Source organism: Bacillus sp. N5-665 (assembly GCF_022637375.2).
GTDB lineage: Bacteria > Bacillota > Bacilli > Bacillales > Bacillaceae_G > Bacillus_A > Bacillus_A wiedmannii.
The window spans coordinates 2,317,654-2,333,076 of the sequence record NZ_CP093325.1 but is presented as its reverse complement, the minus strand read 5'-3'; the positions used below and the strand labels follow the sequence as shown (position 1 = coordinate 2,333,076).

Annotated in this window: 18 protein-coding genes and 1 pseudogene; 2 read left to right on the top strand and 17 right to left on the bottom strand. The window is 32.4% G+C overall.

What is annotated here, in order from left to right:
- Positions 1–179: 179 nt before the first annotated feature.
- The 8 genes from MNO09_RS14600 to MNO09_RS14565 form a co-directional block, all read right to left on the bottom strand.
- Positions 180–779 (bottom strand): DJ-1/PfpI family protein, encoded by a 600-nt coding sequence (locus MNO09_RS14600; RefSeq protein ID WP_088107334.1) that lies wholly within the window; start codon positions 777–779, stop codon positions 180–182.
- A 55-nt stretch (positions 780–834) separates the two neighbouring features.
- Complete coding sequence (locus MNO09_RS14595; RefSeq protein ID WP_098828919.1) at positions 835–1,818, bottom strand: phosphotransferase enzyme family protein; 984 nt, start codon at positions 1,816–1,818, stop codon at positions 835–837.
- Positions 1,819–1,874: 56 nt separating this feature from the next.
- Positions 1,875–2,705 (bottom strand): GNAT family N-acetyltransferase, encoded by an 831-nt coding sequence (locus MNO09_RS14590; RefSeq protein ID WP_098828918.1) that lies wholly within the window; start codon positions 2,703–2,705, stop codon positions 1,875–1,877.
- Between the two features lie 136 nt (positions 2,706–2,841).
- Positions 2,842–3,246, bottom strand: coding sequence for an arsenate reductase (thioredoxin) (gene arsC / locus MNO09_RS14585; RefSeq protein ID WP_000428320.1), 405 nt, complete (start codon positions 3,244–3,246; stop codon positions 2,842–2,844).
- Between the two features lie 25 nt (positions 3,247–3,271).
- On the bottom strand, positions 3,272–4,312 hold the full coding sequence (gene arsB, locus MNO09_RS14580; RefSeq protein WP_000826555.1) for an ACR3 family arsenite efflux transporter: 1,041 nt from the start codon (positions 4,310–4,312) through the stop codon (positions 3,272–3,274).
- Positions 4,313–4,330: 18 nt separating this feature from the next.
- Entirely contained in the window at positions 4,331–4,768 is a 438-nt protein-coding gene (locus MNO09_RS14575) for an ArsI/CadI family heavy metal resistance metalloenzyme (protein WP_001270993.1), read from the bottom strand.
- A 60-nt stretch (positions 4,769–4,828) separates the two neighbouring features.
- Positions 4,829–5,134 (bottom strand): arsenical resistance operon transcriptional regulator ArsR, encoded by a 306-nt coding sequence (arsR, locus tag MNO09_RS14570; protein ID WP_000046014.1) that lies wholly within the window; start codon positions 5,132–5,134, stop codon positions 4,829–4,831.
- Positions 5,135–5,603: 469 nt separating this feature from the next.
- Positions 5,604–6,113: a DinB family protein gene (locus MNO09_RS14565; protein WP_001076294.1), complete on the bottom strand. Its 510-nt coding sequence runs from the start codon at positions 6,111–6,113 to the stop codon at positions 5,604–5,606.
- Between the two features lie 564 nt (positions 6,114–6,677).
- Here MNO09_RS14565 and MNO09_RS31030 point away from each other — a divergent pair.
- A complete protein-coding gene (locus tag MNO09_RS31030; RefSeq protein WP_002096482.1) occupies positions 6,678–6,875 on the top strand; it encodes a hypothetical protein in 198 nt (65 codons plus the stop codon).
- A gap of 155 nt (positions 6,876–7,030) precedes the next feature.
- Positions 7,031–7,333: a hypothetical protein gene (locus MNO09_RS14560; RefSeq protein WP_000717613.1), complete on the top strand. Its 303-nt coding sequence runs from the start codon at positions 7,031–7,033 to the stop codon at positions 7,331–7,333.
- 568 nt (positions 7,334–7,901) lie between these two features.
- On the opposite strand, the gene MNO09_RS14555 is transcribed toward MNO09_RS14560, so the two are convergent.
- The 9 genes and pseudogenes from MNO09_RS14555 to MNO09_RS14515 all read right to left on the bottom strand — a co-directional run bounded on the left by MNO09_RS14555 (position 7,902) and on the right by MNO09_RS14515 (position 15,314).
- Positions 7,902–8,846: an acetyl-CoA carboxylase carboxyltransferase subunit alpha gene (locus tag MNO09_RS14555; protein WP_000052085.1), complete on the bottom strand. Its 945-nt coding sequence runs from the start codon at positions 8,844–8,846 to the stop codon at positions 7,902–7,904.
- A 32-nt stretch (positions 8,847–8,878) separates the two neighbouring features.
- Positions 8,879–9,325 carry a MarR family winged helix-turn-helix transcriptional regulator gene (locus MNO09_RS14550; protein ID WP_000817661.1) on the bottom strand — a complete coding sequence of 149 codons (447 nt, stop codon included), beginning with the start codon at positions 9,323–9,325 and terminating at the stop codon, positions 8,879–8,881.
- Positions 9,326–9,922: 597 nt separating this feature from the next.
- The gene (locus MNO09_RS14545) at positions 9,923–10,660 is read right to left on the bottom strand and encodes an ABC transporter permease (RefSeq protein ID WP_000609080.1); all 738 of its coding nucleotides are present in this window, start codon (positions 10,658–10,660) and stop codon (positions 9,923–9,925) included.
- Between the two features lie 15 nt (positions 10,661–10,675).
- Positions 10,676–11,419, bottom strand: a complete 744-nt coding sequence (locus MNO09_RS14540) for an ABC transporter permease (RefSeq protein WP_001246721.1) — start codon at positions 11,417–11,419, stop codon at positions 10,676–10,678.
- Positions 11,416–12,342, bottom strand: a complete 927-nt coding sequence (locus MNO09_RS14535; protein WP_002096481.1) for an ABC transporter ATP-binding protein — start codon at positions 12,340–12,342, stop codon at positions 11,416–11,418. The genes MNO09_RS14540 and MNO09_RS14535 overlap by 4 nt, the downstream gene beginning before the upstream one ends.
- A gap of 37 nt (positions 12,343–12,379) precedes the next feature.
- Positions 12,380–12,505: pseudogene (locus MNO09_RS14530) on the bottom strand (class II lanthipeptide, LchA2/BrtA2 family); the annotation flags it as partial.
- Positions 12,506–12,644: 139 nt separating this feature from the next.
- Positions 12,645–13,277 carry a hypothetical protein gene (locus tag MNO09_RS14525; protein WP_000894484.1) on the bottom strand — a complete coding sequence of 211 codons (633 nt, stop codon included), beginning with the start codon at positions 13,275–13,277 and terminating at the stop codon, positions 12,645–12,647.
- A gap of 341 nt (positions 13,278–13,618) precedes the next feature.
- Positions 13,619–13,774: a hypothetical protein gene (locus tag MNO09_RS14520; protein ID WP_000694268.1), complete on the bottom strand. Its 156-nt coding sequence runs from the start codon at positions 13,772–13,774 to the stop codon at positions 13,619–13,621.
- Positions 13,775–14,045: 271 nt separating this feature from the next.
- Positions 14,046–15,314, bottom strand: coding sequence for a helix-turn-helix domain-containing protein (locus MNO09_RS14515; RefSeq protein WP_001020458.1), 1,269 nt, complete (start codon positions 15,312–15,314; stop codon positions 14,046–14,048).
- Positions 15,315–15,423 lie beyond the last annotated feature (109 nt).

The window sequence follows — 15,423 nt, the reverse complement described above, 5'->3', positions numbered from 1 at the left end:
ATAATGAAAATAATTATAAATGTGGAACAAAATATATTATCTATTTTATGATTTTTAAAAAAAGATATTACTGTGAAAAATAAGCAATATAGTATAAAAGAGAAAGAACCTACTCGTATGAGTTAGCTCTTTCTCTTTTATACTATTTAATACGCTCTACAGCAAAAAATATAATTAAATCACTTCCAAATAACACCTCGCCGCTCGTATTCCATTCTATATTCAACTGCAGCTGCAATTTGGGAGCTTGCGAACCTTTCTGTAATCCAAAGTCCTAAATCAATTCCTGAAGTGACTCCTCTTGCAGTGATAATATCGCCTTGATCTACAATTCTATAATGAAGAAGTTCAGCTCCGTATTTACTGACTTCATCTTGTGCCAAATGGTGCATCGTCGCCTTTTTACCATTCAATATACCTGAGGCTGCTAGTAACATACCTCCTGTACAAACTCCCGCAACAATCGTTCCTTCATTATGCATCTCTCTAATCGTTTCTGTCAGTGTTCCAAGCTCTGCTTGCTTTCGTGCCCCATGTTCAGCTTTATGATTCCAGCCACCACCAGGTACAATTAGCAAATCTGGGCGATTATCCATTCGTAAAAAATCATGTAGTTTCACCGTAACTCCAAACGAGGTAGTAACTTCTTGTTTCGGTTCACTTGATACGAGTTCAACCGTAAATGGCGCCCCTTCTTCTATTGCTCTTTTCAGTACTTCAAAAGGTGCAAAGGAGACAAGTTCTCCGAAGCCGTCAAACAATACAAGTTGTATTTTCATTTTTTGAACACCTCATATGATTTCTTTTTCGCATCCAAAATTAAGAGAATAAATGTTATCTACAAATTAACAATGACGACAGTCTTTCTCCCCTTATTTTATAAGCTCTCAAATGTTCCTCTACTTTTCTCTCGTCACCTAATAGACCTATCGTCTTTTTAACAAAGTTCCAATTTAGACTACCGGATAACCATAGCAATGAAGAAAGTCTTTTATATTCATTTGAAGTTAAAATGTTATTAGCTCCATAACCTTCTAAAAATGCTCTAGCAATTTTAGAACATACTACATGTGACTCTATTCCTTCCGTTCGAGAATACCACTTTAATAAAAAGGCTAAACCCTCAATACGATCAACATATCCAATCGATTCAAAATCTACAATCCCTTTTACACATTGATTGGAGTTCCATATGACATTTAAAGGATTTAAATCAGTTTGTACAATAAACTCCAAATCACTCGTATGTGCACATTCTATATGATACTTAGCTAAATCCATATATCTCTGCAATTGCTTGCATGTACCACCTTTATTTTCTAACAGCTTTATAAACTCACCATATCCATCTAAATGAGATTTCTTTTGAAAAGTTGGGCTTTGAAATGTACTAGAAATATCATGTATCTTTCTTGCTTCCTTTCCAAAGACTTCTGCTATCGTTTCTGTACAATGAGTAATATGTTCCCCTTCCATCCAAGTAGACAATACAAACCGGTACTGTTCCTCATTCCAAGTGAGTAATGAAAAGCAATCCCCCGCCATATTCTCCTGAATCTGCATAAACGGAATTCCATGCTCTCGTAAATAATACGTAAACCGTACTTGCTCTTTCAATTGTTCATTTGATAACATCCCAAAGGCCGGATTGCTTGTTCGATCGCTATTTATAAACCGTGCGGAATATCGATTTCCATTTACGATGATTTTATAATGCAAATCTGTATGCCAACTGTTTTTATGTAGTTCTTCTTCCACTATTAGTGAATGAATTTCTTTAAAGTAGTTTATTAATATGTCTTTTATTATTTGTTTCATCCTATTTTCCTTTCATGTGAAAACCCTCGATGATAGTTTTTTAACATACACTTCATTTACTCAAAAGGAAAATAATAACCTACATAATTAAACACATTTGTAAAACCTACATTTTCTACAACGGCCACAGAAGGCTTATTTATTTCCATGCAGTCCCAATATGGAATAATATTATTCTCCAAACATTCTTTTACGACACTATGAGCTATCGTTTGAGCTAATTTTCTCCCTTGGTGATCTTCTATCGTTTCAATATCTATACAGTGTATATTTTCAAAAACGAACCCTGAAAAACAAACACTTACGATCATGTTGTCAAAAACTATACAATAGCCTATTCCCTCGTTAAAAAATTCATCAGCTGAGGACCAAAACTCTAAAATTTTTGATTGTAAAAATTCAATATTCTTAAATACGTTCCCTTGATTTTCATAAAGAGCTTTACTCATTTTTAGCACTGTATACCCTTGTTCAATTTTAGGTTCACGATTACCCTCATAATCCTCTTCCTTTAGCGTATACACTCTTTGATTCCAACTCTTTAATTTACGATGCTGAAATATTCTTTCGATTGTTTTATTCCACTTTGAATGATTACCGATTGCTTCAAAGCAACTTAGTCCTACCTTTCTCGCCTCAGGTCGTATCACATCATCAATAAAACTTTTCATTTCATTATTAAACTTTTCATTTTCTGCACTTCCTATAAAAAAGAAGCCATCGTTATTCCCTAACCAAATAAGTCCTGAATTAGGAGAATAGATGTTATCTACAAATATACGACCAGGATTCAACCCTGCAATTACAGCTTTTATTTCTAATTGACCTTTTTCATTTACTAAACGGTTACATTTATAAAAATCAGTCTTGTTTAATTCAGAAATCATATGTTACGCCCCTCCCTGAAACTGCTCTATTCTAACTTTACCATCATGACAGAATATTCTCTATTCATTTTAATAGTTGCTTTAAATCAATAAAAAAGAGCCAATCTCCTATACGATAGAAGATTGACTCTTTATTTTACTCCCCTGTATCAGAAAATCGCTTTATACGTTCTCCAATTTCATCGCGAACACGTTGAAATTCAGACCACTCTTTTCCTGCTGGATCATCGAATCCCCAGTGAACACGATTTACGTGCGGAGGTGTCGACGGACAAACAGAATCTGCATGACTACAAAGGGTAACGACTAAGTCAGCGTTATTTAAAATGTTTGCATCAATTATATCCGATGTTTGGTTTGTTATGTCGATATTTACTTCTTTCATCGCTTTAATAGCATTTGGATTTACTCCGTGTGCTTCAATACCTGCAGAATATACATTCCACTTATCCCCTACATATTGTTTGCCCCATGCTTCTGCTATTTGGCTTCGGCATGAATTTCCTGTGCATAAGAAATAAATTGTCTTTTTGTTTTCCATGTTGTTTTCCGCCTTTGTTTTTAAATTATACTGGTTGATCATTAAAATATTTACGCTTAAACCAAAAAGCGACATTTACAAGTGCAATCATGACAGGTACTTCGACTAACGGACCAATAACAGCTGCAAATGCTGCACCCGAATGAATACCAAACACACCAACTGCTACAGCAATTGCTAACTCAAAGTTATTACTACCTGCTGTAAATGCTAACGTTGTAGTCACCGGATAGTTTGCACCAATTTTTCTTCCCATAAAGAAAGAAACAAAAAACATGACAATAAAATAAATGAGTAATGGAATTGCTATTCTTACTACATCTAATGGTACGCTAACAATCATTTCCCCTTTTAAAGAGAACATAATGATGATTGTAAATAGTAGTGCCAGCAATGTAAGTGGACTAATCTTCGGTATAAATACTTTTTCATACCATTGTCTTCCTTTTAACTTAACAAGTACAAACCGTGTTAACATACCTGCTATAAAAGGAATCCCCAAATAGATAAATACGGATTTCGCTACTTCTACCATTGTAATGTCGACAATAGCCCCTTCAATTCCTAACCATTCTGGAATGACTGTTACAAACACGTATGCATAAACGGCGAAGAATAACATTTGAAATACTGAGTTAAAAGCCACTAAACCTGCAGCATACTCTTTATCCCCATCTGCAAGGTCGTTCCAAACAATTACCATTGCAATACAACGTGCTAAACCAATCATAATGAGCCCGACCATGTATTCTGGCTTATCTGGAAGAAAAATAATTGCTAAAACAAACATAAGTACAGGTCCAATAATCCAGTTTTGTACTAAAGATAAAACCAATACTTTTACATCTTTAAATACGCGGCCCATTTCCTCGTAACGAACCTTTGCTAATGGTGGATACATCATGACAATTAAACCAACAGCAAGCGGGATAGACGTTGTTCCAACTTGTAATGTATTCAGTCCGTCTACTACACTAGGAAACACAAACCCTAAACCAATCCCAACAGCCATAGCTAGAAAAATCCATAGTGTTAAATATCGATCTAGAAAAGATAAACGTTTCATTTTATTTTCCATCTCCTATTAACAACAAGAATTTTGTTCTACTACGTTAGAAGTGGTGCAACAAGATGGATCTTCAATTTTATGAACATCACTCTGTGCTTTTGTATAAAAGAATTCCCACTCGTTCCCATCAGGATCCGTTACCCAAAACTTATCTTGAACTGCATAGCAACAAGTCGTATCCATTTCATCACGCGCAAAGAAACCTTCTTTTTCTAATCTTTCTTTATGTAACGTAATTTCTTCAGCTGTATCCACTTGGAAACCGAAATGATTTACCTGATTTCCCTTCACTTCATCTCGTACGTTTAGCGTGAAGTTAAGTCCTGGCGTCTCTAATAAAAATTTTGCATAATCTACTTTCACCTTAACTGGTGACACACCAAATACCTTTTCGTAGAATTCGATAGACTTCTCTAAATCCGTAACATTTATACCAACATGAACATATCTCATAGCTTATTCCTCCTCTTTATATGTTATTAATCAATTTTTTTTGATTAATATTACAAAATTTTAACAACAGCTACCTTTGCCTGTTTTTCTAAAGATACAGCATAATTCTTCTGATAATAAATTATTTACTTCCGCATCATTTAAATCATAATAACTCCACGTACCTTTTGTTTCTTTTACAATTAAACCTGCATCTAATAAAATCTTTAAATGATAGGACAATTTAGATTGCGTCATTTCAAAAATCTCTGTTAAATCACATACACAAGTCTGGCCTCGCTGGCAAAGTTCATACATAATCTCTAAACGCTTCTGATCCGCTAATGCTTTGAATTTTTTCTCATAGAGCTGAAAATCTTGTGCCATTTTAGTTCACTCTCCCTTCATCAATTTTTTTTGATGTTTATAGTATATACGCTGTTGAGTTCTATATGCAACTACTTCATCAAGTTTTTTTGATTTATTTAAAAAACTTCCTCGCATCCTATCTTTGTTACAATATGTCCGGGGAATGGAGTCTCTATAACTGTTTTAAATTTTAATTTGACCATTTTAGAGTAGCGCCCCATCACCATCAAGCTAAGAAAAACAAATACCCCCAAATGAAAAAAATCGATATAACGCTTCGGCAAATAAAGATAACTCTTGTTTTTGGTGCATATTCATAAAAAGCACGTCACCCTTTCTCATTAACATAAGAGAATAGTAATGTGCTTTTAATTTCAAAAATAGACTAAATCCTTAAGTTGATGGTTGTGGGGCGGGACCCCAATAAGAACGGTATATAAGGTTGTATGAGAGGTGTTAGTTCCATTCCAAAGGCCTCACCCGACGATTAACTCAAGTACCGATTTCGGATGACCCCCATGTGATGAAGTTCGTGTCCTGCGATACCGTACGCGAGGGCGCGCACCGTAATGCTTAGGTCGTTGGCTGTGCCCTTGCGGGTCCACGCCTCCGCCGGTAGCCCGCGCAGCAATGTGATCGTTGATTGCCGTACGGCCCGGTAGTCTTCGGCCAATTGCTCGGTTGTCCAGCTTCCAAAAGGATGCATGAACAATTCCTGATCGAAACCAGTCAGAGGCGTCTGGTCCCCTCTTGCGAACCGGAGCAGGCGGTAGGTCATGACACGTTCCGCATCTGCAATGTGGCCCACGACTTCTTTCAGCGTCCATTTTCCTTCCGCATACCGATATGTGGCCTGGCTTTCGGTCAACGATGCCAGGAGCTCGGTCATTTGCTTTTCCTGGGCGAACAGAATATCGATGATGTTACCGTCCGGCACCAAACGGATATATTCGCCAGAGTTCCCGGCGTATTCTTCTTCTGACGGTCTTTGATTCATGCGTAGTCACCTCTTTATGTACATATAGAAAATTATAGCGCTCGTCTATGTCTAATAAATTCGCGAAATGATAGAACTTCCCTTCTAATAATTGAGAAGAAGCAACTATTTAGTTGGTCGGTCGCCACACTATCATGATTCGTTAGCACAATAAGCAATGCTAATCAATCATGAATAAAAATTATCTGTTATACAATATTTCGAAGTTATTAATATATAAAGGTAACACCTTCTTTTTTTAATTTAAAGATGAATTTTCAATTATATTTTGAAATGAACCGGAGTAAAACACACTAGTTTAACTACTTTTTCATACAAGATTTTATGCAAAAAAGAATAGCAAAGATCCCTAGAATCCCCGCTATATCAATGATGTATAAAATCTTGTATAAGAGATAGATAGACATAGAGACAAAAAATTTAGTAAAAACAAGGATTCTATGAAAAACTTGCTACCGATAATAGGAAGTTATGTTAACCTCACATGTATAGAATATACAAGAAAAACACGATACATCACTTTTTATAAATGGTATAATAAGGAAAAAGAGAGGTAAAAAACTAATGGACGACTCTATGTTTGCGTTTCGAGTTGTTTTCAATGCACTAACATCATTCTTTTCCAACGGGGTCTGGGTCGTTTTGTTCTTCTTCTTGTTAAATAAAACGTATGAAAACAAAACTTTCAAAACAGCATCGAGTATTATTACTGTTGTTGTCTTAGTATTTTATTTGTTTTATTGCATTCGGAATAGCATGTAATGCCTTTCTTTGAATAAGGTAGGGAAATCCCCCAGTATCCAAGACTAAATTTTACCCATACATCATTTTTTGGATCTAGCTCTTGAAGATAAAAACTATTTAATTTTCAAGGAACAGTTATTAACTTAAAACTTATTATACGAGGAGAGTGTATCATGAAAAAAATATGCTTTGTATTAATTGTCGACGCTGGTATAAATTATGGTTCAATATTTTCTCTACCATTTTTAAGGAATCAGGATGATTTGAAGGAATATTTTTCTAAGTATTATGATGTTTCAATTAATTATATTAGGGATAAAAACTCAGTTGACTATTTGGTAGTTCCCAAACCGTGTCCACCTTTTGATAATGAAAATAATCTTCCAATAATTGAAGTACCAGCAATCTTATTTATGGAAAAGGATTTTGAAAAAATAAAGACTTATATAGACAATTATTTTTCTAATAACCCATAAAGAAAATAAAAGTACAGTAAAAAGAAGTCCAATAAAAAACGAGTGGCGTAGAATATTTCTATTAATCATTCGTTTTTTATTATATTTACATATATTTTTTAAAAGAGGATTATAGACGTTCTGAAAAAAATTAATTATAACAAGAACAGTGTTCGTACCCCAATAAGAGGGGTTTACTTTACTTCCAATAACGAGAATTATGTAAATAAGCTGTCCATGTGGACAGCTTATTGTTTTTTTGCTTAGCGTGCAAAATTCGCGTCTTGTTGGCGGTACCCCATTGCCATCAACCTAAGCTTTTGAGATACTCCCCATAACAAAATTCCCGCATCTTTACAGTTATTTATGAGAATTCAGCTCATTTTTTCGTTTTGGGGAACAATCAATTTCTTAAGTTGATGGGTATGTGATAATGCTTCCATTTGAACAAATTTTCCTTTTCCATACCGATCACACATCTTTTGTAGAGTAATAGTATCAGCATATCCCAGTTTAAGAGGTTACTTACAAAATATTTAAATTTTTTTTGCGAGAATCCTCCGAAATGTAATACGGACTTTAAATATTTTCATTTATAATTCTCTATTTGTCTATACTTTTCATACCGCTGTTGTATAAGCTCTTCCGAGGATAATAGTATCAATTTTTTTAGAGATGATTCGATTACAGATTCAATCATTTTTGCCTGTGATTTTATATCATTTTGTGCTCCACCTTTAATTTCAGGAATGATTTCATCAATAATTCCTAAATGTTTTAAATCTTTTGCTGAAATTTTCATATGTTCAGCAGCTTCTGGAGCATACTTAGCGTCCTTCCATAGGATAGATGCTGCTCCTTCTGGCGAAATTACCGAGTACCATGAATACTCTAACATATGGATATGGTTACCGACACTAATGCCAAGAGCTCCACCACTTGATGCCTCTCCAATTACAATACAAACAATTGGCACTTTAAGTGTAGTCATTTCAAATAGATTTCGAGCTATCGCTTCAGAAATTCCACGTTCTTCAGACCCTATCCCTGGATAGGCGCCTATTGTATCAATAAATGTAATAATAGGACGATTAAATTTATCAGCTTGTTTCATAAGCCTTAGCGCTTTTCTATAACCTTCTGGATGTGCCATTCCAAAATTTCTTTCTATACTTTCCTTTGTATTTCTACCTCTTTGATGACCAATAACCGTAACGGGCATTCCTTTAAATTTTGCAATACCACCTATCATTGCTTTATCATCACCATATAATCGATCACCATGAAGTTCGAGAAAGTTTGTAAACAATAAAGGTATATAGTCCAACGTCGTGGGTCGGTTACGTAGCCTTGCAATTTGAACTCGTTGAAAAGGTGTAATATTAGAATAAATTTTATCTTGCATTTTATTTAAACGTTTTTCTAATTCATGAATTTCTGACGATAAATCTACATTATTTTCTTTCATTATTTTCTTTAATTCATCAAATTTCTCTTTTAATTCAATAATAGGACGTTCAAAATGCAAACTCATTTTATCCTCCAAATGTTATGATTTACCTCACTCTAATCAAAAGGCTTAGAAATAGAATCAATAAATAATTCAAAACCATCCACAACTATTTTTTGTTCTGATTCTGATAAATTATTGAGAATACTTTGATAAAATGCAATGGATTGCTCTCTTAAGCAATTAACAGTTATGTGACCTTTTTCTGTGAGGTGCAGAAAAAGTTCTCTTCTATTTTTTTCATTTACTTCACGATAAATAAGCCCCTTTTTTACTAACTTATCTACCAATCTACTTACAGTTGAAGTCTCTAATCTAAGTTTATTGGATAGTTGCCAAACAGTTAGTTTTTCCACCTCTAGTTCCTCTAACGCCATCATTTGAGAAGTTGGTAAAGGTTTTTCAAATGGTCCATTGGGCAAATTTTGAGATTCAAAAACCCCAGTTATTATAATCATTTTCTTAATATCTGTTCTTAGTTTTAAGGCATCTTCTCTTTTCAAAAAGGCCACCCTCCTACAACTAATGTATCATACATCAATTGTATTATACATGAATATGTTTTTTTCACAAGCTTAACGTAAGCCAATATTACAACATGGACGAGATATTTCTTCTTGTTAAAATGGTATAAGTGGATTGTTTTCTACAAATGGCAGAACATCAATTATGTATCAGGGGCCTTTATGAGGTACCGCTCATCGCAATCAAGCTAAGAAAATAAAACTACCCAAAAAGAGAAAAATAAGCTTCGATACTATAAAAATACAAAATTTCCATTTAGGGGGTACTTTAAAATCTTAGCTTGATGGGTATGTGACTCTACCCCTATATGGTCTTTTGTGAGAGTGATGGCAATCTTACATGTCAGCACGAGCATCGCCTTTGGTAGCAAGAAGTCCACTGGCGTTAGCCAGCTTGCCCCTTTAGAGGTAGGAGTGTCAATTCTTCTGTATATATTTGAAAAGATTGGCCTTTTTTCGCCATAAAAAATCTCCAGGTAAATAACAAAAAAAGAGTCCATCATACCAGATGGACTCTTTTTTTGTTGTTTACCTAACTGTGATACTATCAGGTCCCTCTAAGGGCGATTTCTCTTTCTATACTGTCTTTCTCAATAATTTTACATAACGTACTGTAATTAAAATCATACCTATGGTAAATGCAACTATTGATACCAATAATATAGTAATAGATAATATATCTTGATCAACTAATTCTGTAGACTTGAATGGTAAAGACCATAAATATCCAAATCCCCACTTTGCTTCTGAAAAAAGAAATAAACCGATTAAAGATAGGATTATATTAACAAATGTAAAAGTGATAGATGTTTTTATAAATAAGAATAATAGGAGTTGCACTATTATAAGAGGAAATGTCGCAACAACAGAAATTAAAAATACTTTAATCATAAATTCTAAAGGAAATGGATCTGTAAAATCAAAATACATTCCTGATACATACAAGCTCATTAAAACTATTAAGTGTATTGCAGAAAATAATAACACACTAGATACAAATTTAGATAAAACAATTTTAAAATTAGTATTTGGAGATAGATGCATTATTTTCCAATTGGTTTTGTTTTCAAACTGACACAAGAAGGCTGTTACCATCCCTGAAATGACAGGGAGAAAAAAACCAACATAGAAAAAAGATATAAACATCCATACGCCCATCCATGAATTATCCAAACCGTGATTATACTCTCCTACCACGAATTTAGTATACATAATCATTGAATATATAATCGGACAAAGTGCTAAGATGAAAAATGTAATTTGTTGTGGGTGTTTTCTTATTTTTATCCAATCAGAATAAATTAAATTTATCATTTGAGATCTCCTTTGTTAGTTTTTATTATCCATTTTAATAAATAAGATGTATCCAATTCCTAAAATAAGAATAGTAATAGGAATTCCTGCTAGCATGTACCATTTATCGTATGACCATAACGTATTAAAAACATCTAGATTATTCACATAATTGATTGGGAAATATAAGATTTGATATGAAATAGGAAACCACCAAAGCTTAGTTGAGCTTAATATATCGCCGAAAAGATACGAAGCTAGAGCTAGTGCAACGATCACTGATTGATTCGATACATTGATGGATATAATGAACGCCAAAGCGCAAAATGGGATGCTAATAAGAAATGGATATAACGTAAAAACAAACACATGCTGCATGGAAACCGCATCTAAAGAAACACCTAAACCTGGAAGTAATAACACTGTACAAATCATATGTATTACGGTTGTAATAATAAGAGCAACCATAACAACAAGGAACTTATTTATATACACACTAAATTTCTGTACTGGATACGTAAATGTTCTTTTCCACGTAGAATTTTTATATTCAACATTGTTTACACTAGCTATAATAAACACCATAAAAAAGTTTAATATGTATTTTAAAATTTGCAAGTTTATACCGAATATAGTTTCTAATTTAATAGTATGAGAATTACTATAGTAATTTAGTCCAGCAAATTCACCTAATGCAAGTATAATAGGTCCTAAGATAACCAAAAACCAAAAATGACTTTTTCTATATTTTATATACTCAGTGGCTAATACATTTCTCATACACTTACAGCACCTTGTTCAACAATATCTAAATATGCTTCCTCTAAATTTTGCTTTTTGGTTTGGAAAGATTGAATAAAAATCTGATTCGTTACTAATAGTTGTTGAATATCATTCAGTGATTTTTCATCGTTATATTCAATACTAAAGATGTTATTATTTACATTGAATGTATAATTGGATTGTTCAAGTAATTTATCAGTAAGAGTCATATTATTAACACTAATTTCAACAATATTTAATGATTGTTTATTTTGTAAAGAAGATAATAAACCTTGGTACTTTATTTCTCCATGATGAATAATCCCGATATGATCAGCCATTTGTTCCACTTCACTTAAAATATGACTTGAAAGGATTATGGTAGAATTAAACATTTTTGGAGCTTTTTTCATTAATTCTTTCACTTCATAAACTCCCTGTGGATCTAAGCCATTAGTAGGTTCATCTAATATTAATAATTCAGGGTTATTTATGAAAGCAGCAGCTAATCCTAAACGTTGTTTCATACCAAGAGAATATTTTTTAAAAGCACGATTTCGATCCTCATATAGTTTAAATAAATTCAAAAGTTCTTTTATATGTTCTTTATCATGAACATTTTTCATTTTAGAAGCAATTAACAAGTTTTCGTATCCGGATAAATGCTCGTAAAAGGTTGGAGCTTCAATTAATGAACCTGTTTTAGATAAGATTTCTATTCTATTCTTTTGTATATCCATTCCCAATACTTCTACAGTTCCCTCATCAGCCTCTATCAATCCTAAAATGATTTTAAAAAATGTAGATTTACCAGCGCCATTCGGGCCTAATAATCCAAATATTTCACCCTTTTTTATAGTTAAATCAATCCCTTTTAAAACATGTTTGTCTTTATATTTTTTATGCAAACCTTTAATGTTTAAAACTTGATTATTCATCATATCAACCACCTGACGTTAGAATTTTAAATCAATTACACGACTCTGGAGACACATCTCCGGCACCCGCTATTTTTTTCAATTCATCTTCATCGATTGCACCAATTAATTTTTTTGTATCAAATTCTTGATTACGTAATTTAGCTAATTTTTCATTTTTAGACATAGTAACCATCTTTTTAGAATGTTCAGGAAACAAATATTAGAGTACTTCAAATTTCATTAACAAAGATTGGTGACAGGTTTAGATGTTATAGAAGGTAATTTATGTTGCCTTCTATAACATCTAAACCTTTTTTATTCCTTTAATATAAAGCTGTCTGTTTAATCCATTGTAAGACGATTAAAGGCATCATTATTTTCTTGAAATCAAATGATAGCTGAATTTGCTCTTCTAACTCTCCATGTATGTGCAATTGCTTTTGTAAGGCTAACATACACTCTGTAGTTTGGTCCTGTAACTTTGGATACATAAATTCTTTTGAATGCTGAATGCTTTCGCTTTGGTTTATTATATATCCAATAGCTATAGGTCCTTTTTCTTCACCTATTCCAGCCTTAAATTCTTGAACATTGATGCCTTTTAAATGAATAAAATAATCATTATAAAAATCTATTGCATAAGCACCTGGGGTAGATATACCAGTTACAATATTCGGTTGAAAAACAAATAGAATAGGTGCCAAAGCTGTAAATATTTGATTGTGAAATGCTTCATATAGAATTTGTGCTAAAGTATTAATATGAATAAACGGTTGAGCTAGACTAATCGATTCTTTTTGGGATGCTTGTTTATTCAATTGCTGTTTGTAAACATGATATGGCAATACGTCTTGTTCATTTGAAAAGTTTTTTAAACGTTGATTATTTTTCCCACCAAGATCCAAATGATAATTTATATTGTTTATCATATCTATAGAACTTTTTGTCTCTAGCATCAGATTAACCACCTCCTTGCTGTTTGACTTTCTGTATCTAAAATATACGTGTTAATTTATGTTAATAACAATAAGTAAAATTCATTTAAAAATATTTAAAATTATTGTTGTTTTTTTCTATATTATTTTACATGTTTTGTAATTCAGGAAAGTTTCTATAGGATTTAACCTTGTACAAATAAAAATATTGCTATTGTTGAAAATAAAATTAACTACTTAGTTTCGTTTAAAGCAAAGTTAATATAATAAAAAAAACAGGTGGAACTTACTTTCCGCCTGTTTTTTATCTATGGATTATTTAATAAGGGTATGTATTTGAAGGAAATCTTGAATATGGGGGATTAATTAATCAGCACCTGGTTGATTGAGATGTCTTCTATACTAGTTTGTGCAGCTACATTTTGTGTAGTATCTGTACTAGTTATATTTTCAAATAAAGAAATACCGGATAACATAATAGCTGTAGTAAGAATGACATAAATTTTTTTGATTTTCATAATTCCAACCTCCAGTAGTAGTTGCTTTGTTAATTTAAATACTAATGGATGTCCTTTGTTACACGGAATTAGTAAAAAATTTTGATTTATAATTCCTTTTTTTATAAAAACAAGTTACCTATTTAACCAATTTTATTTGTGATTTATCTTATGTTAAATTATATTAATCCAATACCTACTATTACTGCAGAATCACATAGAGGGGATATTGCGGATATCATTACCAAGATCCTTGATTAATCTCCCTCTATCTATGTATTTTTAGTTTGTTTTAATTCGTCGAATTTTCAATTGATATTTTTAGATATTTTGCTGACATTTTATAAGCGCGATTATCAAAAAAATAGTCTCCTAGTTCATGAGCCAGTTCACTTACTAAAGGATATTGTTTCTTTTCTAAACCAATTTCAATTGCTTTTTGCATCTGTTTTTCATATCCATAATCATCTCCTCTTAATCTAGATATCTTCCCCTTCAATCCATATAGTTGAACATTAGCGTAAGGTACATCAAAAATTGATAATAAATCAAACGCTTCATCCATAAATTTATTAACAGTTTTCCAATCTTTAAATTCTATATGAATCTCTATTAAGCTTCGTAATGCGTATACCTTTTGATGTTTTTGTTCGAGAAACTCACTTAATTGCAAACATTCTTCATAGTACTTAATAGCATTAGTATAGTCTTTTAAACCTTGATAAATTTTCCCATAATTATACGAGATTATAGGTGAATACATAGAATCTCCTTTATCTTCCAACCTACTTTCTGCCTGCTGTAAGCATTCAAGAGCCCTGTCATATAATCCATCTAAATCATATAGTATTGCGAGCATTAACAAAGTATCTATTACTTTATTCTTTATATTAAATCTCAAAAATATTTTGTAAGCTTTCTGCGCATACAAACGACTAATGCTTTTATCTTTATACAGCGCTTTATTTACAAGACACAGATTATAATATACACTGGCGTGTTGAGTAGTTTCTTCTAGATCAAGTAAACTCTCTATCTTCACGTAGATTTCATGTGCAGCCATATAATCTTGTTTATTATAAAAATAATAACCTCGAGCCATTAAATAATATATATAATCTTCGGTATACTGGAGGTCTATTTGATTTGGAATAACTTGCACAGCCTGATTTACAATTGCTTCTACATATACTAAGTTATTATTTCGGGAATGATAGTATATTAAAACACCATAAGCCTTTAATAATAAAAGAATAGAGTCTATATCACGAACATACAGTTCTAAAGAAGATAAATCTTTTTCACTTATAATTTTATCATTTTTATACTTATTACATATTCCAAGGAGCATAGGTTCTATATCCCCATAATCTTCATCTACAAGAAAATTGTAATCAACTTCCATCTTTTTAGCGACCTTTTCTAAAAAAGAAACAGAAGGTTTAATTTGTCCATTTTCAATTCTGCTTAAATACGTTATAGAGCATATTTCTGATACTAATTCCCCTTGCGTAAATTCTTTATGTATACGGATTTGTCGAATACGTTCACCAATATTCATATTTCCACTCCTTTCTTCGAATAACCTGGTTTGATTATTTTAGGGCAATATAATAAGAATAACGCCTATATTATCTATCATAGTATGTGTATAGTTTTATGTTCAGAGA

Excerpts from the sequence above, each read along its gene's own strand:
- MNO09_RS14600 (WP_088107334.1), bottom strand. The coding sequence starts at position 779 with ATGAAAATACAACTTGTATTGTTTGACGGCTTCGGAGAACTTGTCTCC.
- MNO09_RS14595 (WP_098828919.1), bottom strand. The coding sequence starts at position 1,818 with ATGAAACAAATAATAAAAGACATATTAATAAACTACTTTAAAGAAATT.
- MNO09_RS14590 (WP_098828918.1), bottom strand. The coding sequence starts at position 2,705 with ATGATTTCTGAATTAAACAAGACTGATTTTTATAAATGTAACCGTTTA.
- arsC (WP_000428320.1), bottom strand. The coding sequence starts at position 3,246 with ATGGAAAACAAAAAGACAATTTATTTCTTATGCACAGGAAATTCATGC.
- arsB (WP_000826555.1), bottom strand. The coding sequence starts at position 4,312 with ATGAAACGTTTATCTTTTCTAGATCGATATTTAACACTATGGATTTTT.
- MNO09_RS14575 (WP_001270993.1), bottom strand. The coding sequence starts at position 4,768 with ATGAGATATGTTCATGTTGGTATAAATGTTACGGATTTAGAGAAGTCT.
- arsR (WP_000046014.1), bottom strand. The coding sequence starts at position 5,134 with ATGGCACAAGATTTTCAGCTCTATGAGAAAAAATTCAAAGCATTAGCG.
- MNO09_RS14565 (WP_001076294.1), bottom strand. The coding sequence starts at position 6,113 with ATGAATCAAAGACCGTCAGAAGAAGAATACGCCGGGAACTCTGGCGAA.
- MNO09_RS31030 (WP_002096482.1), top strand. The coding sequence starts at position 6,678 with ATGGACGACTCTATGTTTGCGTTTCGAGTTGTTTTCAATGCACTAACA.
- MNO09_RS14560 (WP_000717613.1), top strand. The coding sequence starts at position 7,031 with ATGAAAAAAATATGCTTTGTATTAATTGTCGACGCTGGTATAAATTAT.
- MNO09_RS14555 (WP_000052085.1), bottom strand. The coding sequence starts at position 8,846 with ATGAGTTTGCATTTTGAACGTCCTATTATTGAATTAAAAGAGAAATTT.
- MNO09_RS14545 (WP_000609080.1), bottom strand. The coding sequence starts at position 10,660 with ATGATAAATTTAATTTATTCTGATTGGATAAAAATAAGAAAACACCCA.
- MNO09_RS14540 (WP_001246721.1), bottom strand. The coding sequence starts at position 11,419 with ATGAGAAATGTATTAGCCACTGAGTATATAAAATATAGAAAAAGTCAT.
- MNO09_RS14535 (WP_002096481.1), bottom strand. The coding sequence starts at position 12,342 with ATGATGAATAATCAAGTTTTAAACATTAAAGGTTTGCATAAAAAATAT.
- MNO09_RS14525 (WP_000894484.1), bottom strand. The coding sequence starts at position 13,277 with ATGCTAGAGACAAAAAGTTCTATAGATATGATAAACAATATAAATTAT.
- MNO09_RS14520 (WP_000694268.1), bottom strand. The coding sequence starts at position 13,774 with ATGAAAATCAAAAAAATTTATGTCATTCTTACTACAGCTATTATGTTA.
- MNO09_RS14515 (WP_001020458.1), bottom strand. The coding sequence starts at position 15,314 with ATGAATATTGGTGAACGTATTCGACAAATCCGTATACATAAAGAATTT.